The 19898-nt window shown below is 41.8% G+C and carries 27 protein-coding genes and 1 riboswitch; of the genes, 23 read left to right on the top strand and 4 right to left on the bottom strand.

Features of this window, described 5'->3' with window-relative positions; genetic code table 11:
- The first annotated feature begins 121 nt into the window (after positions 1 to 121).
- Together BK575_RS19895 and BK575_RS19890 are read left to right on the top strand one after the other, a co-directional pair.
- On the top strand, positions 122 to 670 hold the full coding sequence (locus BK575_RS19895) for a DUF2179 domain-containing protein (protein ID WP_078413057.1): 549 nt from the start codon (positions 122 to 124) through the stop codon (positions 668 to 670).
- An 80-nt stretch (positions 671 to 750) separates the two neighbouring features.
- Entirely contained in the window at positions 751 to 1233 is a 483-nt protein-coding gene (locus tag BK575_RS19890) for a CcdC family protein (protein WP_078413055.1), read from the top strand.
- A 37-nt stretch (positions 1234 to 1270) separates the two neighbouring features.
- Here BK575_RS19890 and BK575_RS19885 read toward each other — a convergent pair whose 3' ends face one another.
- Positions 1271 to 1699 carry a DUF2621 domain-containing protein gene (locus BK575_RS19885; protein ID WP_078413053.1) on the bottom strand — a complete coding sequence of 143 codons (429 nt, stop codon included), beginning with the start codon at positions 1697 to 1699 and terminating at the stop codon, positions 1271 to 1273.
- A 335-nt stretch (positions 1700 to 2034) separates the two neighbouring features.
- Here BK575_RS19885 and BK575_RS19880 point away from each other — a divergent pair, with 335 nt between their 5' ends.
- The 8 genes from BK575_RS19880 (at position 2035) to BK575_RS28775 (ending at position 6915) form a co-directional block, all read left to right on the top strand.
- Positions 2035 to 2904 (top strand): SDR family oxidoreductase, encoded by an 870-nt coding sequence (locus tag BK575_RS19880; RefSeq protein WP_078413051.1) that lies wholly within the window; start codon positions 2035 to 2037, stop codon positions 2902 to 2904.
- A gap of 231 nt (positions 2905 to 3135) precedes the next feature.
- Positions 3136 to 3306 (top strand): hypothetical protein, encoded by a 171-nt coding sequence (locus tag BK575_RS28780; RefSeq protein WP_169907921.1) that lies wholly within the window; start codon positions 3136 to 3138, stop codon positions 3304 to 3306.
- 299 nt (positions 3307 to 3605) lie between these two features.
- Positions 3606 to 4079 (top strand): metal-dependent hydrolase, encoded by a 474-nt coding sequence (locus BK575_RS19875; protein ID WP_078413049.1) that lies wholly within the window; start codon positions 3606 to 3608, stop codon positions 4077 to 4079.
- Between the two features lie 156 nt (positions 4080 to 4235).
- Positions 4236 to 4847, top strand: coding sequence for a histidine phosphatase family protein (locus tag BK575_RS19870; RefSeq protein ID WP_169907919.1), 612 nt, complete (start codon positions 4236 to 4238; stop codon positions 4845 to 4847).
- A gap of 138 nt (positions 4848 to 4985) precedes the next feature.
- Positions 4986 to 5384, top strand: a complete 399-nt coding sequence (locus tag BK575_RS28185) for a hypothetical protein (RefSeq protein ID WP_139368081.1) — start codon at positions 4986 to 4988, stop codon at positions 5382 to 5384.
- Between the two features lie 257 nt (positions 5385 to 5641).
- Entirely contained in the window at positions 5642 to 6133 is a 492-nt protein-coding gene (locus tag BK575_RS19860; RefSeq protein ID WP_078413045.1) for a VanZ family protein, read from the top strand.
- A gap of 128 nt (positions 6134 to 6261) precedes the next feature.
- Complete coding sequence (locus BK575_RS19855) at positions 6262 to 6576, top strand: thioredoxin family protein (protein WP_078413043.1); 315 nt, start codon at positions 6262 to 6264, stop codon at positions 6574 to 6576.
- A 186-nt stretch (positions 6577 to 6762) separates the two neighbouring features.
- On the top strand, positions 6763 to 6915 hold the full coding sequence (locus BK575_RS28775) for a hypothetical protein (protein ID WP_169907917.1): 153 nt from the start codon (positions 6763 to 6765) through the stop codon (positions 6913 to 6915).
- Between the two features lie 188 nt (positions 6916 to 7103).
- On the opposite strand, the gene BK575_RS19850 is transcribed toward BK575_RS28775, so the two are convergent.
- Entirely contained in the window at positions 7104 to 7808 is a 705-nt protein-coding gene (locus BK575_RS19850; RefSeq protein ID WP_078413041.1) for a DUF2306 domain-containing protein, read from the bottom strand.
- Between the two features lie 204 nt (positions 7809 to 8012).
- A riboswitch (cobalamin riboswitch) is annotated at positions 8013 to 8206 on the top strand.
- A 152-nt stretch (positions 8207 to 8358) separates the two neighbouring features.
- On the opposite strand from BK575_RS19850, the gene BK575_RS19845 reads away from it, so the two are divergent.
- The 10 genes from BK575_RS19845 (at position 8359) to BK575_RS19800 (ending at position 16005) form a co-directional block, all read left to right on the top strand.
- Positions 8359 to 9324: an ABC transporter substrate-binding protein gene (locus tag BK575_RS19845; protein ID WP_078414887.1), complete on the top strand. Its 966-nt coding sequence runs from the start codon at positions 8359 to 8361 to the stop codon at positions 9322 to 9324.
- Positions 9325 to 9352: 28 nt separating this feature from the next.
- Positions 9353 to 10021 carry an adenosylcobinamide amidohydrolase gene (locus BK575_RS19840; protein WP_235867424.1) on the top strand — a complete coding sequence of 223 codons (669 nt, stop codon included), beginning with the start codon at positions 9353 to 9355 and terminating at the stop codon, positions 10019 to 10021.
- A gap of 7 nt (positions 10022 to 10028) precedes the next feature.
- The gene (gene cbiB, locus BK575_RS19835) at positions 10029 to 11015 is read left to right on the top strand and encodes an adenosylcobinamide-phosphate synthase CbiB (RefSeq protein ID WP_078413039.1); all 987 of its coding nucleotides are present in this window, start codon (positions 10029 to 10031) and stop codon (positions 11013 to 11015) included.
- Entirely contained in the window at positions 10993 to 12099 is a 1107-nt protein-coding gene (gene cobD / locus BK575_RS19830; RefSeq protein WP_235867423.1) for a threonine-phosphate decarboxylase CobD, read from the top strand. Before cbiB ends, cobD begins: the two co-directional genes overlap by 23 nt.
- Positions 12100 to 12357: 258 nt before the next feature.
- On the top strand, positions 12358 to 12921 hold the full coding sequence (locus tag BK575_RS19825; RefSeq protein WP_078413038.1) for a bifunctional adenosylcobinamide kinase/adenosylcobinamide-phosphate guanylyltransferase: 564 nt from the start codon (positions 12358 to 12360) through the stop codon (positions 12919 to 12921).
- An 8-nt stretch (positions 12922 to 12929) separates the two neighbouring features.
- Positions 12930 to 13715 (top strand): adenosylcobinamide-GDP ribazoletransferase, encoded by a 786-nt coding sequence (gene cobS / locus BK575_RS19820; protein ID WP_078414884.1) that lies wholly within the window; start codon positions 12930 to 12932, stop codon positions 13713 to 13715.
- A complete protein-coding gene (locus BK575_RS19815) occupies positions 13667 to 14302 on the top strand; it encodes a histidine phosphatase family protein (protein ID WP_078413036.1) in 636 nt (211 codons plus the stop codon). Before cobS ends, BK575_RS19815 begins: the two co-directional genes overlap by 49 nt.
- A complete protein-coding gene (locus BK575_RS19810) occupies positions 14254 to 14682 on the top strand; it encodes a bifunctional adenosylcobinamide kinase/adenosylcobinamide-phosphate guanylyltransferase (RefSeq protein ID WP_078413034.1) in 429 nt (142 codons plus the stop codon). Before BK575_RS19815 ends, BK575_RS19810 begins: the two co-directional genes overlap by 49 nt.
- Positions 14679 to 15266 (top strand): cob(I)yrinic acid a,c-diamide adenosyltransferase, encoded by a 588-nt coding sequence (locus tag BK575_RS19805; protein WP_078413032.1) that lies wholly within the window; start codon positions 14679 to 14681, stop codon positions 15264 to 15266. Before BK575_RS19810 ends, BK575_RS19805 begins: the two co-directional genes overlap by 4 nt.
- On the top strand, positions 15259 to 16005 hold the full coding sequence (locus BK575_RS19800) for a hypothetical protein (RefSeq protein WP_078413030.1): 747 nt from the start codon (positions 15259 to 15261) through the stop codon (positions 16003 to 16005). The genes BK575_RS19805 and BK575_RS19800 overlap by 8 nt, the downstream gene beginning before the upstream one ends.
- A 111-nt stretch (positions 16006 to 16116) precedes the next feature.
- Here BK575_RS19800 and BK575_RS19795 read toward each other — a convergent pair whose 3' ends face one another.
- Positions 16117 to 16368 carry a hypothetical protein gene (locus BK575_RS19795; protein ID WP_078413028.1) on the bottom strand — a complete coding sequence of 84 codons (252 nt, stop codon included), beginning with the start codon at positions 16366 to 16368 and terminating at the stop codon, positions 16117 to 16119.
- A gap of 388 nt (positions 16369 to 16756) precedes the next feature.
- Between BK575_RS19795 and rarD the strand changes: the two genes are divergently transcribed.
- Positions 16757 to 17635, top strand: coding sequence for an EamA family transporter RarD (rarD, locus tag BK575_RS19790; RefSeq protein ID WP_078414883.1), 879 nt, complete (start codon positions 16757 to 16759; stop codon positions 17633 to 17635).
- A 77-nt stretch (positions 17636 to 17712) separates the two neighbouring features.
- On the opposite strand, the gene BK575_RS19785 is transcribed toward rarD, so the two are convergent.
- Positions 17713 to 18090 (bottom strand): hypothetical protein, encoded by a 378-nt coding sequence (locus BK575_RS19785; RefSeq protein WP_139368080.1) that lies wholly within the window; start codon positions 18088 to 18090, stop codon positions 17713 to 17715.
- 586 nt (positions 18091 to 18676) lie between these two features.
- On the opposite strand from BK575_RS19785, the gene BK575_RS29435 reads away from it, so the two are divergent.
- Both BK575_RS29435 and BK575_RS19780 read left to right on the top strand, forming a co-directional pair.
- Positions 18677 to 18799, top strand: coding sequence for a hypothetical protein (locus BK575_RS29435; RefSeq protein ID WP_268877746.1), 123 nt, complete (start codon positions 18677 to 18679; stop codon positions 18797 to 18799).
- Between the two features lie 420 nt (positions 18800 to 19219).
- Positions 19220 to 19897, top strand: a complete 678-nt coding sequence (locus tag BK575_RS19780) for a response regulator transcription factor (RefSeq protein WP_078413024.1) — start codon at positions 19220 to 19222, stop codon at positions 19895 to 19897.
- Position 19898: the final 1 nt, after the last annotated feature.

The raw sequence follows: 19898 nt of genomic DNA, 5'->3' as shown, positions 1-19898 counted from the left end.
GATTTAAAGAAAGTCTAAGAAAAAGAATGACGATTTCATTTGAAAAAGGTAGCGTATGAAGAACGGTCAATGTTAAAATGGGAAGCAATGGTTAATAATCTTATGTTTTGAGGTGTCTTTATTGAAAGAAATTTTATTAATCTTATTACTGCAATTAATCTATGTTCCCATTTTAACGTTAAGGACTATTTTTCTTGTTAAAGGGATGAGCATGTATGCATCTGTTTTCGGCTTTTTAGAAGCGTTGATTTATGTATTTGGGCTATCTCTCGTTTTTTCCGGTGACCAAAGCACACTGGCAATGGTTGTCTACGCTGTAGGATTTGGATTAGGTATCATCATTGGCAGCTATGTTGAAAATCGTTTAGCTATCGGGTATACAACTTTAACGGTTAATTTAATGAACAAAAACGAGGACTTAATCAACCGTCTTCGCCAAGAAGGATTTGGAGTTACAGTGTTTCAGGGAGAAGGAAGGGACAGCGCGCGTTATAAACTTGACATTTTAGCAAAGCGGAATCGTGAACCGGAGCTTTGGGCTCTTATCGAACAATATGAACCTCGTGCCTTTATTATTTCCTATGAACCAAGAAGATTTAAAGGTGGTTTCCTGCTTAATTCTTTAAAGAGAACAAAACCAAAGCAAAAACGTGATGTAAAACCATCGTAATTGAGTTGCCGGCATTTTCTTTTTAAATAGTTTCTACTATAATTAAAACGAGTGTATTTTTGCGCAAAGGAAGGATTAACGTGATTGTTGTATCATCCTTAGTTGCCGTATTTATGGCATCATTAGCATTGTTTGTGAGAATGAAAGCCGCTTCTAAGCCGACAAATGCGAAAAAAATCGTCCTCCCGCCCATTTTCATGAGCACCGGCGCCCTTATGTTTGTATTTCCGGTTTTTCGTGTTACAATGGCGGAGTTTTTAGAAGCGCTGCTGCTTGGTATGTTTTTTTCTATCTTTTTAATTAAAACATCTAAATTTGAAATAAAAGAAGGTGCCATTTATTTAAAGCGTTCTAAAGCATTTGCTTTTATTTTAATAGGATTACTGCTGATTCGCATCGCTTTGAAGACTTATTTAAGTTCAACCATTGATGTAGGCGAATTAAGCGGAATGTTCTGGATTCTGGCATTTGGGATGATTGTCCCATGGCGCATTGCCATGTATATAAACTATAAAAAGCTTCATCGTGAAATGAATCGTGACCCGATTCACCCGATTATGTAAAAAACGGTCCCATCAAAGTTTTTGATGGGGCCGTTTTTTAATCGAATAAATGACGGTAGGGGGAAACATCGATTTGTTGCTCTTTTAACGTCTTAAGTAAAAATTTATGATCGCGTTTCGGTGTAGCAATAATATACCCTCTTACAATTAAATCTTCTGTAATAGCACGTGCTTTTTCTTTTAGTGCGAGCTCCCCGATTTTACCAGCGATTTTTTGGCGGGCTACATCCCGAAATAGTTCAGGGACCGGTTTAACAAGATCTTCTAAAAGAGCTTTTTCAGGTGCTGCCCATAAATGTTTCGTTTCCTTTAAATAATGGTCCTGCCAATCTAGTTCTGACATTCCATCATTTTTAGGTAACCGCTTTAAAAATTTCCGGAACATAAAAAAGCCGCCGATTGCAAACATAGAAATTAAAAAAATTACCCAAAACAAAATAAACCATAAAAACCAGCCGTCCAGCATTTTTTCACCTCTATACATGGTCTTTCATATTATCCATTAATCTATTTTTATTCTACACAAAGGTACCAGCAAATAAAAGAGAAAAAGAGAATGAATCACCAGGTATGAAAAACATACCCGGTGATTCATTCTCTTGAAAGGACCTGTCATGAAAATTCAGTGAAATTAAGGATTCAGTGGTCCTTTAGTAAGACATTATAATTGATTCGGGACAGCCTGCTGCGAAAATAAATTGTTAAACAACACTATTAATTAAGTGAGAAAAGTTTATCGGTTTTCAGTAAGGGTATTGTACGTATAACTTACTATCTTTCTTAAGGAGGAGTTATTTTATTATGACTAGTAAACAGTATCCCAATGATTTACCGGCACAAGAACAGGATCATCAACCGGGGATTGAACAAGAAATGAGGCCGCTTCCGAAAACGAATAATGCTGACTATGAAGGCAGTGGAAAACTGCAAGGAAGAACAGCGATTATTACTGGGGGAGACAGCGGAATTGGCCGTGCAGTCGCTATTGCCTACGCCAAGGAAGGGGCGGACGTGGCGATTGTATATTTGAGTGAGAGCAGTGATGCACAAGAAACGAAACAGCTTGTGGAAGAACAAGGAGTGCGCTGTCTTTTGCTGGAAGGGGATATAGGAGATGAATCATTTTGTAAACAGGTGGTTCAAGAAACGGTAGAAAAGCTTGGCGGACTTGATATTTTGGTCAATAATGCCGGGGAACAGCATCCACAGGAAAGTATTTTAGATATTAGCACCGAACAGTTGGAGAAAACATTCCGAACGAATATATTCTCCATGTTCCATCTAACGAAAGAGGCTTTACCGCATTTGAAAGAAGGAAGTGCCATCATTAATACGGCATCCATTACAGCATATGCAGGTCATAAAACGCTGTTAGATTATTCGGCGACAAAAGGAGCCATTACAACCTTTACGCGCTCACTTTCCCTGCAACTTGCTGATAAAGGGATTAGGGTAAATGGTGTAGCCCCAGGACCGATTTGGACACCGCTCATTCCTTCTACGTTTACGGCAGAACACGTGAGCAAGTTTGGACAAGATACTCCTATGCAGCGTCCCGGACAGCCGAAAGAGTTGGCGCCGGCTTATGTATACCTGGCATCCAACGCTGATTCCTCCTATGTATCGGGACAAATTCTTCACGTTAACGGCGGGAAAATAGTAAACGGGTAGTGAAAGTGCTGCCTATAAGTCTGCAATAGACCGTAAAAACTAATTTTTAATGGGTGCTGATATGTAAATCTTGAGTTTACTGGATCCCCAAGCAGGGACCTTTTCACGAGGATGACCCAAAAAGGCTGATTTTTGCTTTTTTGGGTCATTCTCATCATCCTCATCATCCTCTTCCTCTTTTCTTAAGCTGTGATAAAATCAAGGGGACAGCATGAGAAATGGAGGTCCAGAATGTTTTCATATATTGCCATATTCGGATTTTTAGGATTTATCGTATATGCGAGCAGCTTTGCATATGCAATTCTACAAAGAACAGGGGAACGAAAAAAGCCAGGAGTGCGCATGGTCATTAGTTTGATTATTATGTTGGCTGGCTTTATCGGTTTGCAGCTTACCTCTTAATAGTGGCTGGCCCCTAACTTCTGAACATACCGCAAAGATTAATTGTTTACTGAAAGACCCCGTCACTGAATCCGTGATTGTACCGGATGTTCATGACGGGGTTTTTAGTCATCCTCTTTGTTATTCTTTCGTTTTGTTTACGATAAATAGTGGTTTTCGCTATGATTGTAAGAGATATTTGGAGAAGGGTTTTGACAAGTAGCGCCATTTCTCATATAGTAGAACCTTAAGGGGAACGTATGTGTGTATTGTGATAGACCCTCTAGTTAAAATGATTATAAAGAAAGAAGGTGACAAAAATGAGGTATCACACGCATGTGGCTACATCGATAGCTGGCGGCGCTGCAGTAGCAGCCGCAACGGATGTACCGTTTACGATTACATATGTGCTTGGGGTTGCCTTGGGAAGCCTTATCCCTGATATTGATGAACCGAGTTCATATATTGGAAGAAGGACGTTCGGTTTATCGAAACTCATAAAACAGGCGTTTGGACATAGAGGATTTACTCATTCTTTACTTGCATGGATTGGTTTTTCTTTTTTGTATAAAGCATATCCGAATCCATTCGTCCTAGGGATGAGCATGGGTTATATCTTTCATATTGTCGGGGACTTTTTCTCGCGAAAAGGAGTACCATTATTGTCCCCCCTGTCTAAAAAACGCTTTAAATCTCCGCTCACTTATGAAACCGGGAGTTTTTCGGAGACGGTCATTTTTTACGCATCCATTTTTGCCAGCATTTATTTAGTCTATTCTAAAGAGTTGCTTTAATAAAGATTCTTTTCTTAAAGAATGTTGGGACGTGAGACTAGCGAATGTTTCAATTTTCACGCTGCAGCTTAATTCCTTTCGGTAAAATCGTGTTGAATGAAACAATTGTAAGCATCGTCCAGTTTTATAAGTAAACAGAAGACTGGAGAGATGTTCGTGGAGATAACGTTTGTGCGCCACGGTCCATCGTGTTGTAAAAGTCAAGGACACTGCAGTGCAAAGCAATTCAAAGAATGGGTTAAAAGTTATGATCGAATGGGTATCCTGCAAGAGCCTGTTGTACCGCTTGATACCATTCGTAAATGCCAGGAGTCCCCGGTTATCATCACAAGTTCGCTTGTACGCGCTATAGAGTCTACACGCTTGCTTTTATCAGGAATTGAAAAAAAGACAATTCAATCCAAAATGTTTCGGGAAGCCGAACTGCCTATGATAGAGGGAATACCTTCATTCATTCGCTTGCAGCCGCATAGTTGGACGGTTTTGTTTCGTTTTCTTTGGATGGCCGGGTATGGAGGGAAGAATGAAACTTTTCGCCAGGCAAGAAGGAGAGCTGAAAAAGCAAGCGACACATTGATGGAATACGCCAGAATACATGGGAAAGTGGTAGTAGTCGGGCATGGTATTTTTAATATGATGGTAGCAAAGGAGCTTATTAAAAAAGGGTGGCAAGGGGAATATCCACCGAGCTGGATCCATTTTTGTTGCACGACATATGTTCAGCCAGAAGAAAATCATTATCCCCTTCTCAATGGAAAGGGGCAGTGAAAAAATGGGACACGGTCACATCCGTGTCCCAACTGTATTTAGTAGGGGGGAAACTGCCTAATTTAACCGGGACGAATTCCTATTTTTGCACAGTTCGAATAGTGTATTCTGTACTGACAAACGGAAGGAGCCAACATAATGAGAAATGGTTATCAAGGCTGGATGAATCCTTATTATGGTCAAAGCCCATGCGGGTGTGGGCATTATGTCCATATGCAGGGAATGGGAATGCCTTATATGCCGCATCATGGCGGCTATTATGGAATGCAAATGCCTTATATGAATATGCCGTCGATGATGCAAGGCCAGCCGATGATGCAAGGCCAGCCGATGATGCAAGGCCAGCCGATGATGCAAGGCCAGCCGATGATGCAAGGCCAGCCGATGATGCAAGGCCAGCCGATGATGCAAGGTCAGCCGATGATGCAAGGTCAGCCGATGATGGATGATGACATGATGGACGATATGGACATGATGATGCAAGGCCAGCCAATGAACATGATGCCGAATATGATAAACCGCCGCCACATGCTCTAATATAATAAAGGTGACTCAAAAAGCATATGATCTCTGCTTTTTGAGTCTTTTTTTGATATTAGAGTAACTGGCTGAACATGTAAAGAGAAACTGCATGCTCACGGAGAGATAGCGGTGAGACAAGCATAAAAGCAGCAGGGGGGCATTCTTCTATGAAGGCTAGGGTATGAATACTATATAGAGAGACTTGCATCGCCTATTCCCGTTTTGTACAATGGGACAATGAATAATCGACATGTTAAGAGGAGGAGTAACTAATGAAAAAGTGGTTATTATGGCTGACGATGCTTGGGATTATCCAATTTTCGAATACTCCTCATTTGGTCGTATCCGATCCTTCAACATGGATCAATAAGCCGCAATATGAAGAGGGTGTAACTCTTGCCTTTTTACTGGACAAGGAAAGTGTCTTTTATTTTCCGTGGATGAATGTTGTCCAAAAAGATTTCATTCTCCATAAGCTGGGACATGTCGTTTTTTTTTCATTACTGACGATTTTTATGTTGATGAATATGAAAGAGACAAAAATGCGCTATGTCAATGCGTGGTTATGGACGACGTTTTTTGCTTTTACCGATGAAGTACACCAGTTTTTTGTGGTGGGAAGAAGCGGGCGATTTGTGGATGTGCTGCTTGATTCAGCCGTAAGTTTAACTTGTCTGATGGGTCTTTTTGTTTTCTTTACATGGAAAAAACGAAGGACAACATCGGAAACGATTTCGCTTCAGACGTTCTTTAAAAAAAGTTAAACGGGTGAAACAAATATTTTGAGAACGAAGAATCCAATGATTATAATAAAGTGAAGCTTCATTCAGTGGGGATTTGACTGCCAGTTAATGAAGTATAAAATTATAATCTGATAAACGGAGGGAAAACGATGAATCAAATTAAAGAAGAACAACAATATCGTGAGCAAATCGCTCAAGGTGAGTTAACAGTAGGTATTTTCACGACAACTTGGTGTCCGGATTGCAAGCGTCTGGATATGTTCATCGATGAAATCGTAGCTGAACATAAAGATAAACAATGGTTTAAAATTGACCGTGATGAGTTTCCGGAGATTTCCGAAGAGCAAAATGTCATGGGAATTCCATCTTTACTAGTATTCAAGAATGGTGAAAAGCTGGCTCATTTACATAGTGCAAATGCCAAAACAGCAGATGCGGTAAGAGAGTTTTTAAAACAGGTATAAGCAAAAATGATTGAGATCTTCTTTAGGAAACTTAAGGAAGGTCTTTTTTTGTTGGAAGGCTTTATTAAACAAAGGTGTTGACTTTCAGCTGTATTTAAGACAAAAGGCATGACCTAAAATCCGATTGAATATTTTAACAAAACGAGATTTAATGAATATAGTAAACGTTTGTTAGGGGAGAGGGCATTGTTTTTTATTTTATTGACGCTCATTTTAACGGTGATGATAATCGGCCTGATGGTACTGTCGACCAATATGGCGGCGGCAAAAAGAAGCCGGATTTTGACTGCGGCCCTGATTGTGATTGTACGCCGGACTGCAATCCTTAAGGAGATGTGACAATGAAGTAAACAGTGTTGGATGTATTGACATTACAATTCATGCCTTGCCATCGGCCAAGGGATGTTTATTGTCACAACATCCCTTTATGTGGTGCGGGAGATTCAATTATTCATATAAAAAGGCAGAGAAGATTGTTCAGAAGAGTAGGTCAAAAGGATGAAAAAAAATCCTTTTGACCTCTTTTTTTAACCTTTTAAACTTTTTTTCGAAGGATTGTATCTTCGGCTGTAATGAACAGAAAAGCCAATTATAAGCGGTACAAATAAAATGGTAGGCAGAAACCATAACAGCATATTTTGACTTTCAATGTCCAATAAACGGGGAGCACCGAATACTAAAAAAGCCGTAACGGTCGAGATGCAGCAAGTGAACATGCCGCTGAAATGCTCAAACAGCCAATGCATCTTACGAACGGGAGGCCGGAACCAGTACATCAGCTGGGTCAAAGCCACGAAGATTCCGATTAGGGGGAAGTATGTAATAAGGGCCAAGCCGTTAATCAAACCATAAAGAGAAATTCCTGCTCCCGAACATAATAATAACAAGGAAACGAATAAATCAAGCGGGTGGCGGTGACGTTCCGTTCGCTTTTTATGACGCAGGACACGTATGCCGTAATACGAAGAAGCGGCGCTTAATAAAGCGATAAAAATAAGAAACCATGAAAAGGAAATACGTTCAGGAGCGGGATTAGCGTCAAAGAAAATACGGTATATCCCCATATAAAAAGCAGAAAAAGAGACAAGAGCCATCGCCCATACGTAAACCCAACCGGATTGATTATGAAGTTTTCCCCCTTTTTTCGTGATAATAGGAATCCATAAAAGAAATAATGCGGCAAAACCAGCTGCAATATGAAGCACACGGAAGATGTTAAATGATAAATCCAATAGCTTTCCTCCCTTTTTTTACAAGGCTATTATAGCAGTTAAAAGTTAAAAAATGGTTAATGTTATGTAAAAATATTCATTTAACATTATTTCTTACGAGAAAGGCGGGAAGGTTGCTGTCGACTAATGCCATATAACAAATAGCATAGGGTGAAGAAAAGATTTGCAATCTGCCCCTTGTGCGCTATACTAATATGGTGAAATTGAATAGCTTGGCAATGAGGTCCTAACGAATGGAACCATTCTTAGGTTAAAAGGGAAGATTGGTGAAAATCCAACGCGGTCCCGCCACTGTGATCATTTATATCGCACCATATGCCACTGTCAGTCGAGGCTGATGGGAAGGGGAGCGAGGAAAAGGTGTAAGTCAGGAGACCTGCCTTGTTGTAGTAATCTGTAAAGCCTTCGAGGAAAGGGAGCAGGTATGCGGAGAGTCGTGCTTGGACTTATTGGGAGTCATTATACATATCGGGCGATGATCGCAACTGCTTTGCTTTTTTGAAAGCAAGGTTTTTTTATTTTAGAGGAGGGATTCATCTTGTTGAAACAGATGAGATTATTCATGCTGTTTGTAGCTCTGACGGTGTTTTTAGGAGCATGCGGTCCAGCGACAGAGAAGAGTGAAACGAAACAGGGACAAGAAACGAAACAGACAGAAGTGAACAGCGAGCAAGGCTTTCCGGTAACGATGAAAGATGCACGTGGTGAGGATATCACGATTGAAGAAAAGCCGAAGAAAATTGTATCACTTATACCGAGTAATACAGAAGTGTTGTTTGAATTAGGGTTGAACGATGAAATCGTAGGGGTCTCAAATTATGACAATTACCCGAAAGAGGCATTAGAAAAAGAAAAAGTGGGGGATATGGCCGTCAATGTGGAGAAAGTCGTTTCCCTCCAGCCTGATGTCGTATTTGCTCATGGATCGGCGATGGGAAGTTCTCCTGATGCATTTAAGCAACTGGAGGATGCAGGAGTTAAAGTGTTTGTTATTGAAGATGCTACTTCATTTGAACAAGTATACAATTCCATCACCACGATGGGAGCCTTGACAGGAAAGCAAGTAGAGGCGGAAAAAATGGTTGATGATATGAAAGCTGAAGTTGCTGAAATTGCGGAAAAAGCAAGTACCATCGAAGAAAAAGACCGAAAAGTCGTATGGGTTGAGGTTTCGGGAGAACCTGAGATTTATACGACAGGAAAAGGCACATTCATGGATGAAATGTTGACGATGATCGGCGCGAAAAATGCGGCGGGCAGTGAAACGGGATGGGTGATGATGTCAGAAGAAAAAGCGGTTCAATTAAATCCCGATGTCATCGTAACAACATACGGATATTACGATAAAGAGGCAGCGCAAAAAGTATTAAAACGCCCTGCATGGCAAAATGTCACAGCTGTGAAAGAGAAAAAGGTCGTGGATGTCGACTCCGATAAAGTCACTCGTTCCGGTCCGCGTTTAACAGAAGGATTGCAAGAGTTGGCGAAAGCCGTTTATCCAGAGGTGTACAATTAAGAAGCAACGGGGACAGCTTTCTCCTTTTATGAGCGAAGGGCTGTCCCCTTTTTCTACTGTTTCCGTTTTGGAAAGCTCTGACGTTCTTGTGATGAAAACATCATCATTGTACTATACATACAGCTCCGGCGTATTAGGAGATGGAGTAAGATGGGTGGATACTTATTACAACCGGTATGTGCATAAAGACTATGATTCTGAGGAACCGAAAAAGGAATTTACCGAATTTTTAAAAAGAAAAGAATTCAAAATAGAGGACATAGTTGGACTTATGACGGCTGTTCCATTGTATCGCCGTATCATTTTAACATGGCATGAAGATGATACGATCATAACATCTGTCGTTACGGCGGGGGTAGGAAATGCGGTTGATATTACGAGAAAACAGAATTTCGGGAATCCAATCCAGTCAGGAACAATCAACATGTTTTTCTTTATAGAAGGTACGCTGACCGAATCTGCTTTTTTGCAAACATTCATCAGTGCTACAGAGGCAAAGGCAAAAGCGCTTATGGAGCTTGGTGTCAAAGATCCGCATACACATACGAGTGCAACCGGCACATCCACTGACAGCATCTGTGTTGCTGCAAGTCAAAAGGGTCCTATGCATACATATGGCGGTTCGATTACACCACTGGGCAGAGCGGTGGCACAATTGGTTTATACAAGCTTGTGGAAGGCGTTAGGGGAAAGGTGAGGAAAACATGGAAGGTTTGGCTTTAATCATATTGACTCGAATCGTATCGATTACACTCGCTCTATTATTCGATCACCTATTGGGGGATCCGCATCATTGGCCTCATCCCGTTCGATGGTTCGGCCGATGGATTTCCTGGATGGATCAGCGATTGAATAAAGGGAAAAAGAAGAAAGTGAAAGGATCTTTACTTGTTATAAGCATGGCATTCTGGACAATAGGGGTGGCAGGAGCGCTTGTTTATGCTAACTATCAGCTTCATTTGTTTATTGGTATTTTAATAGAAGCTATATTAATTTATACAACAATTGCTCCAAGGTCTCTTGCTGAAGCAGCGATGAATGTAGCACGCCCGCTGGCTTTGGAAGATATGGAGACGGCACGAAAAGAAGTGGGAATGATCGTTGGCCGTGACACAGATCGCTTGACTCAACAGGAAATCGCAAGGGCAGCTGTCGAGACGGTAGCCGAGAATACGAGCGACGGGGTAACGGCACCTCTCTTTTTTGCGTTTATAGGCGGGGGCCCGCTTGCTTTATTTTATCGGGCAATCAATACATGTGATTCAATGGTAGGATATAAAAACGAACGATATGGAGAATTTGGCTATTTCAGTGCCAAATGCGATGATGTCTTGAATTATATACCAAGCCGGATGACTGCCCTCGTTATGGCTATGATGAACGTCATCAGAAGCCCCTTTTCCCTTACTCGTGTTTTTTCCATCATCAGACGTGATGCCCGGAAACACCCGAGCCCTAACAGCGGATATGGGGAAAGTGCCATGGCTGCTTTATTGGGAATCCAATTAGGAGGAACAAATACCTATCAAGGCATAGCTTCTCATCGTCCAAGAATCGGCGACCCGGTTAATGAGGTGTCAACCGGGACGATTGAGCAGTCTATTGAAATCATGAGACGCACCGTTTATGGGTTTGTGTTCTTTTTTGTTAGTTTAGGAGGTGTTATTATTGCTGCCCTCACATGGAGCTAATCCGCATGCATTACTGCAGCAATTGAAAGTAAGCGAGAAGGAGAGCTTGCTGGATTTTAGTGTAAATATTAATCCGCTTGGTACACCTGAGTCGATTGTTCGATCATGGCCGGAATGGAAAGAATCTGCATTTGCTTATCCATCTGTCAGAGCGGAATCGTTAACGAACGGGCTTGCGTCCCGATTGTTTGTTGAGCCGGATGAAATACTTGTGACAAATGGAGCGGCTGAAGCATTCTTTCTCATTGCAAGCTCGTTAGCAGGTAAAAAATCGGCAATTGTTGAACCGACATTTGTCGAGTATCGCCAGGCGTGTGAAGCGTTCGGGTGCCAGGTGATGTCGGTTCCGTTAGAGGAGAAAGAAGGATGGAAATGGTCTTTGAGCTTACTACTTGATGCCATTCCGCTAGTTGATGCATTATGGGTTTGCCATCCGAACAATCCGACGGGTGTCATGTATCCGAAAGAGCAATGGGAGTTATTGTTGGAGAAAGCAAAGATTTACAATACGACAATTATTGTTGATGAAGCATTTATTGATTTTGCTTATGAACCGATTGACTTTATCCCTTATCTGAAGCAGGGCTATCCCGTTATTCTTGTCAGATCGATGACGAAAATGTTTCATATTGCAGGTATTCGTCTTGGGTATGTAATTGCTTCTTCTTCGCTCATTGCATCATTGGCGAAGCGGCAGCCCCCGTGGAGTGTCAATGGTGTTGCCCAGCAAATCGGTCTGGCTTGTTTGGAGGAGTCATCTTTTGTTCGGCATACCGTTCAGTTTGTGCAAAAGGAGCGGCAGTGGCTAAAAAATGAGCTTGAGTTATTGGGGTTGAAAACGTCTCCTTCAGCGGCTAACTTCTTGCTCTGTTCGATACCAAAAGGCTGGCAATCCCGTGAATGGCTCACGAATTTGGCGAACGAAGGGATAATCGTGCGCCACACGGAAAACTTCCGTGGGTTGGATGGCCGCTTTATGCGAATCGCAGTCAGAACGAGAAAAGAAAACGAACAACTGCTGCGGGTCATTAGAAAAGCGGAGGCGACTGTTCAGCACGCGAAGGAAATAGGGATTGATCCATAAGGCGCTTTTTGCCTTATGAGAGCAATCGTCTTTTCCACAGCGAGCTAGGAGCCGCAGCTGGACACAAGAAAAGCGGAGCGAGCTCGTCCACACCCATAGGGCATTTATAGCTTCTGACAGAGAAACCGCTTTTTGGTTTCGGCGGAAGAGGCGAAATGACCGTAGGGTGTAGCTTGCGCAGCTGGACAAAGAAGAAAAGCGGAGGCGACTGTTCAATCTTGAAATGCAGTTGGACAAAAAGAAAAGAGGTGGCCAATCATGCTCATATTTGTTAGCGGTGGGGTACGGAGCCGGAAATCGACGATAGCGGAACATATGGTGGAGAAGTTAAAGAAAGGCCATTCAAGATGTATGTATATCGCAACGGGAAACATTACAGATGAAGAAATGAAAGAGCGCGTGAAACTTCATCAAGAAGAAAGGGAAAAATCCATCGTCCAGTGGGAGACGATGGAGATTCGGAGAGATTTGCAAGGAGAGGTCTCTTTCTTTCGCAAAGAAGACATTGTCCTGCTCGATTGTGCAACGAACTGGATGGCGAACGAACTATTTGCTTCCTATGATGGCTGGGAAGACACGGATTTCCAGCGAGAGATAATCGAAAATATGAAGGAAGCGGTTAAGGAAATTAATGAACGAGCAAGTCATCTCGTTATTGTTTCAAATGAGTTATTTGAAGGCGGAACACTTTATGGTGCGACATTTGTATATATGAAGCTGCTTGGAAGCTTTCATCAATGGCTTGTTCAAGAAGCGGATATTGCCATTGCGGCAGAGGCGGGAGCTATCGTCATGAAAAAAGGTGTATGGCAGAATGGGTGAGAATGAAAATGAAGGAATGGGTAAACACAGCAAGGATGGCGCTTCAGTTTTATACGATTTTCCCTGCGGCAAAAACGGTCGATTGGACAAGCAAAAGGGCGGCACGGACGCTCTTATGGCTTCCTGTTATCGGACTTGGAATAGCGGGATTTCTCTTTTTCTTTTTGCTTGTTTTTGAGAGTATATTTTCCTCGACGGCGGTTCTGGCTTTATGTATTGTATTGGTGGGAATCGGGTTGACGGGCGGGCTGCACCTTGACGGCTGGATGGATGTGAGTGATGCCTATTTTTCCAGACGTGAAAAAGAGAAGAAGCTGGAAATTTTGAGTGATCCTCATATCGGTTCCTTTGCCGTGCTGTCGCTTTTGTTTTTATTGAGCATACGATGGGCGGCGATTTATGAGCTTCTTTTGTTGGAAAGAATCTCTTGGTATACGATTGCTTTCATTTTAGTAATGCCCCGTATGATGGCAGGGCGGCTTTTAATGACGGAACAAACTGCAAAAGAAAAAGGACTGGCCTCTTACTTTCAACAAGGCGTCACTTCTTCACTAAAGAAAAGATATATGGCACAAAGCACATTATTTGTTGTCTTCTTTTTGATGATGGCCGAAAATAACATCATTGTACTATCCCTTCTTCTAGCAATGGGGATTTTTTATATTCTTTATCGCCATTTTATTCACAAGCAATTTGGCGGTATGACAGGAGATACAGTTGGGGCTGCAATTGAGGGGGGAGAAACATGGCTTTGGATGAGCAGTTGGTTATTACATGTATTCGTCACGGGGTAACCGAGGGGAATGAGAGGAAGGCTTATATCGGTTGGACGGATCAGCCCTTAGCCGAACAAGGGAAAGTCCAGTTGATGAATTGCCGGGAATATTATCCCCATTCTCCAGACTTGGTTGTTGGGAGTGATTTGCAGCGTTGTCGGGAAACCGCGGCCATTTTGTATCCAAACATACCGTATATTCCAATGAAAGAATGGCGGGAATTGCATTTTGGTGAATGGGAAGGGAAGACGCATGATGAGCTTCAAGAGCGGAGCACGTATCAGTCATGGTTAAATGACCCTTTTCAAATTCCCGTTGAAAATGGAGAACGATTTGACGAGTTTTCTGAACGAATTTGGCAGGCGTGGGACCTTTCGGTTGCCAAGCTGCTCGCGTGTAACGGTAAACATCTTGTCATCGTCAGTCATGGCGGTGTGTTAAAACGGTTGGCATCCGCTTTTTCGGCTGAGAAAAAGCAGTTTTGGGACTGGCATTTTTCTCCCGGTGAAGGAGGACAATGGATTCATACAATTCAAACGGCAAGGAGCAAAAAGCAATGCATTTCGTATTTGGCGGTGCCTTTAATGGAAAACGAAAATGGGTGAAGGATACATATAAAGAGCAAGGTGTCATATGGATATCCGCCTACGAACAGGCGGAAATTCCAAAAAGCGTGGAAGCAGGCAGAGTGACGGTATTTGAAGGAGTGGAAGTGTGGGTAAGAGAACTCATTGTTAAAGGATTTACGGTGAAAGAAGCATCTGCATTTTTGGAACAAGCCATTTCACGATGGGACAAACAGTGCGACCGGTTAGTGCTCATTGGAACAGAAATTGGAAAAGGAATTGTTCCGATGGAGGAAGAAGATAGAATGTGGCGTGATGCATGCGGATATGTGTATCAGCTTATCGTAAAAAAAGCGGATAGAGTCGATCAAATTTGGTATGGTATTCCGACTCGGCTGAAGGGAGAAGAAAGAAGATGAACATTTATACAAGAACAGGAGATAAAGGTAAAACGAGTTTAATCGGAGGGCGAGTCGATAAGGACGACCTTCGTGTAGAAGCGTATGGAACAATCGATGAGCTGAACAGCTTTGTCGGACAGGCGATTTACAAGCTGGAAGAAGAAGCGTTTCAAGATTTGCAGGAAGAACTGGTGAACATACAGCATGAGTTGTTTGACTGCGGAAGCGATCTCGCTTTTGCTAAACAAGGTCATCCGTATAAAGTGAATGAAAAGATGATTAGTCAGCTCGAAAGCCGAATTGATGTGTACATGAATGAGGCACCGCCGATTGAGCGCTTTATTTTACCGGGAGGGACACCTGCAGCTACGACGCTGCATATTTGCCGAACCATTGCCCGTCGTGCTGAACGTCTTGTTGTGACGGTTCAAAAAACGCATCCAATCAATGAAGCGGTCATGCAATATTTAAACCGCCTGTCTGATTATTTCTTTGCAGCGGCCAGAGTGGCGAATGCAAGAGCGAATGTGAAAGATGTCGAGTATGTCCGCAGCGCGAAAGTATTCCGTTCGAATACAAAAGGTGAAAACAAAAATGCGTGATGTGTTGTTTCTTCCTTTGGGTGAAAAGGAAGAGCTTGTCATTGCTGCTGATAATATCGGGGCAATTGGGGAAAAAGAGTGTGATAATGTATCCGTTTCGTATAAAGAGGTTGCCTATTACAGTTTGCGGGTTGCGATGATGGAAATACTCTCAATCGGTGCGCATCCGCTATCTGTTACGATATCGGACTTTAACGGAGAGTCTGCATGGCATCTTTATGAGCAAGGGATTGAATCTGTGTGCCATGAGTTGGGCTTGGAACCTATAACGATTGTTGGCAGCAGCGAAACGAATTTTTCATTGATGCAATCAGCAGTAGGTTTTACGCTGATTGGCAAAGTGAAAAAAGAAGAAAAAAGGATGGCACGAACGCCGAGGAATGCAAGCTTTGCCGTGATAGGGAGCCCTCTTGTTGGCGAGGAAGTGCTGGAACAGTCAGAAAAGATTCTTCCCTTATCTTTATTCCGAAAGCTGTTGAGTGAAGAAGGGGTTTATGAACTGATTCCTGTCGGTTCAAAAGGAATCGGGCATGAGCTTCATGTGTTAAGGCAATTAAATGGGCATGATTTTTCTCTGGGAAGTGTGGACCTTCCTCTGGACAAATCGGCGGGACCTGCTACGTGCGTAGTTATTTCCTACAAGGTGGAAAGGGAATCGGTAATTCGAGAGTTGTGCGGAGAACTTTTTCAACCATTGGCTAAAAAAGAAAAACTTAGCTCAAATAGAAAAGAAAATTGAATTGGCCTGTAGTGACCGTCTCATAAGTTCTAAACAGGCTGAAAAAATGATTTTTCCTGAAAGGACCCGTCACTGAATCCTTGATTTTACTGGATTCTTGTGACGGGTCCTTTACATTTGTTGCAAAATAGAATGTAAGTCATGTTTGAGCAACTGAACCTCTTCGCTTGTTAAAAAAATGGGCCATCCATCATTGATGGTCACCATCATGCCTTCATTTCCGCTTTGCTGTTCGATTCGACGATAAAGGGAGGTCACTTTTTGTTTGGATAGAGCGGATTCGGTCGGCACATGCTTCACTTCTGTAATCATAAACTCATCAGCGGCTGTATCAAGATTTCCACACAAAATAGATCCTTGCACATTATCTCCTCCTTTTTCTCTGAATCAGAAAGTATAAAATTAGCAACATTCGTGTCTAGTTCCAGCGCCTCCCCCTCGAGGTCACAAGTGTGGTTAGTTGCGGCTCCTAGGGACTCGAGGTCATAAGCCAATTCCTTACAGAAGGAAAGAACTCCTTCTTCCAGGCATCGTCTTATGCTTGTCGGGGGTGACCAAGGCGCTTACGCTTTTCTTATTATATTCTCGATTTTTGTCAAAAATATGTTTCGAAATCCGAAAGAAAATGATTGTAAAAACAAAGGGTCACCCACTATAATCAAAGATAGTGTCAGTTTGAAGGTAAAGGAGAGAGAATAGATTGCAGCAAAATCAAAAAACAGGAATATTTTATGCAAGCGGAGCTTATTTAATGTGGGGCTTTTTACCGCTTTATTGGAAACTGCTGGATCAAATACCATCTGGAGAAATTTTGGCGCATCGCGTATTTTGGTCATTTATCTTTATGCTTATCTTATTGGGAGCAGGAAGACGAACCGGAGAGTCTGTCCAAGTATTGAAAACGTTCATCCGTTCACCGAAAGCGTTCTTTTCACTCGCGGCCGCTTCACTGCTTATTAGCGTAAACTGGTTTGTTTACATATGGGCGGTCAATCACGGGCATGTCATTGAAGCAAGTCTTGGATACTACATCAATCCATTAGTAAGCATTTTGCTCGGAATTGCGGTACTGAAGGAAAAATTGAATTCATGGCAAGTCATTTCTGTGGTATTGGCCGCTGCCGGAGTGTTGTTTTTAACTTTTCAGTATGGGGAGTTTCCGTGGGTGTCTCTTACGCTCGCTTTCAGTTTCGGCTTGTACGGATTAGTTAAAAAAATGATCCCGATGGATGCAACGATCGGGTTGACGTTTGAAACACTCATGGTGACGCCGCTTGCTTTTGTCTATATCGTGCTTTTATTTGTAAAAGGAGAATCCAGTTTTTTGGCTGTATCGTTGGTGGATCATGTTTTATTGATTGGTGCTGGTGTGGCGACGGCTTTTCCGCTTTTATATTTTGCGAAAGGGGCTAAACTCATTCCGCTATATATGGTTGGCTTTTTGCAATACATTGCTCCGACCATTAGTCTTATCCTAGGGATATTTGTTTTCCGTGAACATTTTTCGAAAGTGCATATGGTCGCTTTTTCATTCATTTGGACCGGGTCACTCATCTTTTCATTGGCAAAGACAAAATTTATGCTGAACCATCAGCCGAAATTCAGAAAAAACCGATCGATTGGCGCGTAATCAGAGAAACGGTTGTCTGACTTGATTTGAAATGAAAGAAAAGTTGTGTTTAGGAAGCTGGCTCAAAAGCATGTATTTTAAGCATTTGAGCCGGATTCTTTGTTTTGTTCATTCCTATCTTCATCTGTAGGAGGGTCTTTCCACTTTGCTACTTTTCTTTTTATTTGTTCGTCGAGTTTTTTCATATCCTTTTTCCCGATTGTAAATGCATACAGAATTAATAAAATGGTAACGATTTGAAACAAGCTGGTTGATTTAGTGTGGGCATAATCTAAAATGCCAAGCAGTACGAGCCAGCCGTCGCTCAAAAGAAGCAAAATGATAAAGACGAAGCTTAAACGGTTCAATTGAAACCAATATCGAATAAGCAAAAAACAAGTGATGAATAAGGAAAAGAAAACCTCTCCCAAAATTAAAAACAGCCACTTCTGCTGTAAAATTGACTCAACCATCATTTTCTCCTTTCTAAGTATATATCCTGCTTATTTTACCATTAATCTAATTCCATTGAGCTCTGTTTCTATGAATCTATATTAATATTTTAATGGTATTATGATTTCTCAGTCTTTTTACGCCTTTTTGTTTTCCGTCTTGAGTAATCTGAAAAAGGTTCTCTTAAGCGGCTGCCAACGGCAGCCGCTTAAGAGAAAATCAAGAGACATGAGCTTCTGCTCATGTCTCTTGATTTTCTCATGAAATTTTAATGTAGTTCACAGAGAAATTTAAGATTAACCTTTTATAATGAAACCACATCAGCCAATAACAGAAGGAGCATATCCTTAAAGATGGGACATGATGAAGAACATAGGTTGCTCAATTCGTACACATTCCATCAACAGATTGTGCGAAAGGATTGTGAATTCCTGTATAGTGTTTACAAACATCGTAAAACACAGCTTATGTAATAAGATAGCCGGCAAGGCTGTTTGTTCAACACGACACCTTAAACCATTTAACCTAAACGGATGCTTAAAGGAACAGGAGAAGTGGAGAAAAGTCTAGAATCAAAATTCATTGTAAATCACTAGGGAGGGATCGATCATGATGTGGCTTCGTTTTGTACCACTTGCTTTTTTCTCGATAACTGCCCTATCATTGGCGGTTTTTCAATCCATCGAGATTACGCAAGCGTTTATCGATATGTTCTTTCACAGAGAATCCTGATTGTCAAATGAAATTTCAAGTGAGCATGATGTGTTCATGAAAAACTGACAAAGTAACGCCAAGCTTAAATGGAGATGCTTTCTGTATTGGGTATGGTACAGATTGTCTTTTCCTGCGAAATAGACCTTTCCGTTTAAAGTTCGTTATTCCGTGGACGACTTTTTGGGAAGGTCTATTTCGTATTATAAATGATTTGCCATGGTGCTCTGCACCATGGCAAATCATTTACATCTTAAGACGGAATCTTTTTGTTTATACCAGATGATAAATCTGATAAGTAATGAAAAAAATTGAAGGAGGATAGAAGCGGTTTTTTGGCCTGAAGTAAGCTTCCTGCGGATAGATAAGGAATTTGATTCTGTTTGTACATAAGAATAAGATGGGGAGAGGAGACTTGTCCACGGATAGGGGGAACATATGATGACAAAAATTTTATTAATTGAAGATGAGAAAAATTTGGCTCGTTTTATTGAATTGGAGCTGAAATATGAAGGGTATGAAGTGTCAGTCTCTTACGATGGACGAAGCGGTTTAGAGCTTGCATTGGGAGAAGAATGGGACTTGATTTTGCTCGATATTATGCTTCCCCAATTGAATGGGATTGAAGTGTGCCGTCGTATTCGAGCTATAAAGACGACTCCCATCATGATGCTGACGGCTCGCGATAGTGTAATGGATCGCGTATCCGGACTTGACAGCGGAGCGGACGATTATTTATCAAAACCTTTTGCCATTGAAGAACTGCTGGCGCGTATACGTGCACTTTTTCGAAGATTACCTTCTTTCTCATCGACACCGAATCCGGTTTTAGTGTTCAAGGATATTCGTTTGGAAGTAGAAGCGCGGGTTGCTAAAAAAGGGGATGAATTATTGAACTTAACAAAGCGAGAGTATGACTTACTGCTCACTTTCATGGAAAATGCGAATGTGGTCTTAACGCGGGAAGTATTGTTAAACAAAGTGTGGGGATATGAGAGCGAAGTGGAAACGAACGTGGTGGATGTGTACGTTCGCTATTTGCGAAATAAAATAGATACGCCAGGAGAGGAAAGTTACATAGAAACGGTGAGAGGCACGGGATATGTGATGAGACAATGAG

This window comes from Priestia abyssalis (assembly GCF_002019595.1).
GTDB lineage: Bacteria > Bacillota > Bacilli > Bacillales > Bacillaceae_H > Bacillus_BA > Bacillus_BA abyssalis.
The sequence above is the reverse complement of the archived record's forward strand: the minus strand, read 5'-3'. Positions and strand labels throughout refer to the sequence as shown.

Bases quoted from the DNA above. Each gene is read 5' to 3' on its own strand.
- BK575_RS19885 (WP_078413053.1), bottom strand. From the start codon at position 1,699: ATGCTGGACGGCTGGTTTTTATGGTTTATTTTGTTTTGGGTAATTTTT.
- BK575_RS19880 (WP_078413051.1), top strand. From the start codon at position 2,035: ATGACTAGTAAACAGTATCCCAATGATTTACCGGCACAAGAACAGGAT.
- BK575_RS28780 (WP_169907921.1), top strand. From the start codon at position 3,136: ATGTTTTCATATATTGCCATATTCGGATTTTTAGGATTTATCGTATAT.
- BK575_RS19875 (WP_078413049.1), top strand. From the start codon at position 3,606: ATGAGGTATCACACGCATGTGGCTACATCGATAGCTGGCGGCGCTGCA.
- BK575_RS28185 (WP_139368081.1), top strand. From the start codon at position 4,986: ATGAGAAATGGTTATCAAGGCTGGATGAATCCTTATTATGGTCAAAGC.
- BK575_RS19860 (WP_078413045.1), top strand. From the start codon at position 5,642: ATGAAAAAGTGGTTATTATGGCTGACGATGCTTGGGATTATCCAATTT.
- BK575_RS19855 (WP_078413043.1), top strand. From the start codon at position 6,262: ATGAATCAAATTAAAGAAGAACAACAATATCGTGAGCAAATCGCTCAA.
- BK575_RS19845 (WP_078414887.1), top strand. From the start codon at position 8,359: ATGAGATTATTCATGCTGTTTGTAGCTCTGACGGTGTTTTTAGGAGCA.
- BK575_RS19840 (WP_235867424.1), top strand. From the start codon at position 9,353: ATGAGCGAAGGGCTGTCCCCTTTTTCTACTGTTTCCGTTTTGGAAAGC.
- cbiB (WP_078413039.1), top strand. From the start codon at position 10,029: ATGGAAGGTTTGGCTTTAATCATATTGACTCGAATCGTATCGATTACA.
- BK575_RS19825 (WP_078413038.1), top strand. From the start codon at position 12,358: ATGCTCATATTTGTTAGCGGTGGGGTACGGAGCCGGAAATCGACGATA.
- cobS (WP_078414884.1), top strand. From the start codon at position 12,930: ATGAAGGAATGGGTAAACACAGCAAGGATGGCGCTTCAGTTTTATACG.
- BK575_RS19815 (WP_078413036.1), top strand. From the start codon at position 13,667: ATGGCTTTGGATGAGCAGTTGGTTATTACATGTATTCGTCACGGGGTA.
- BK575_RS19810 (WP_078413034.1), top strand. From the start codon at position 14,254: ATGCATTTCGTATTTGGCGGTGCCTTTAATGGAAAACGAAAATGGGTG.
- BK575_RS19805 (WP_078413032.1), top strand. From the start codon at position 14,679: ATGAACATTTATACAAGAACAGGAGATAAAGGTAAAACGAGTTTAATC.
- BK575_RS19800 (WP_078413030.1), top strand. From the start codon at position 15,259: ATGCGTGATGTGTTGTTTCTTCCTTTGGGTGAAAAGGAAGAGCTTGTC.
- rarD (WP_078414883.1), top strand. From the start codon at position 16,757: ATGTGGGGCTTTTTACCGCTTTATTGGAAACTGCTGGATCAAATACCA.
- BK575_RS19785 (WP_139368080.1), bottom strand. From the start codon at position 18,090: ATGATGGTTGAGTCAATTTTACAGCAGAAGTGGCTGTTTTTAATTTTG.
- BK575_RS29435 (WP_268877746.1), top strand. From the start codon at position 18,677: ATGATGTGGCTTCGTTTTGTACCACTTGCTTTTTTCTCGATAACTGCC.
- BK575_RS19780 (WP_078413024.1), top strand. From the start codon at position 19,220: ATGACAAAAATTTTATTAATTGAAGATGAGAAAAATTTGGCTCGTTTT.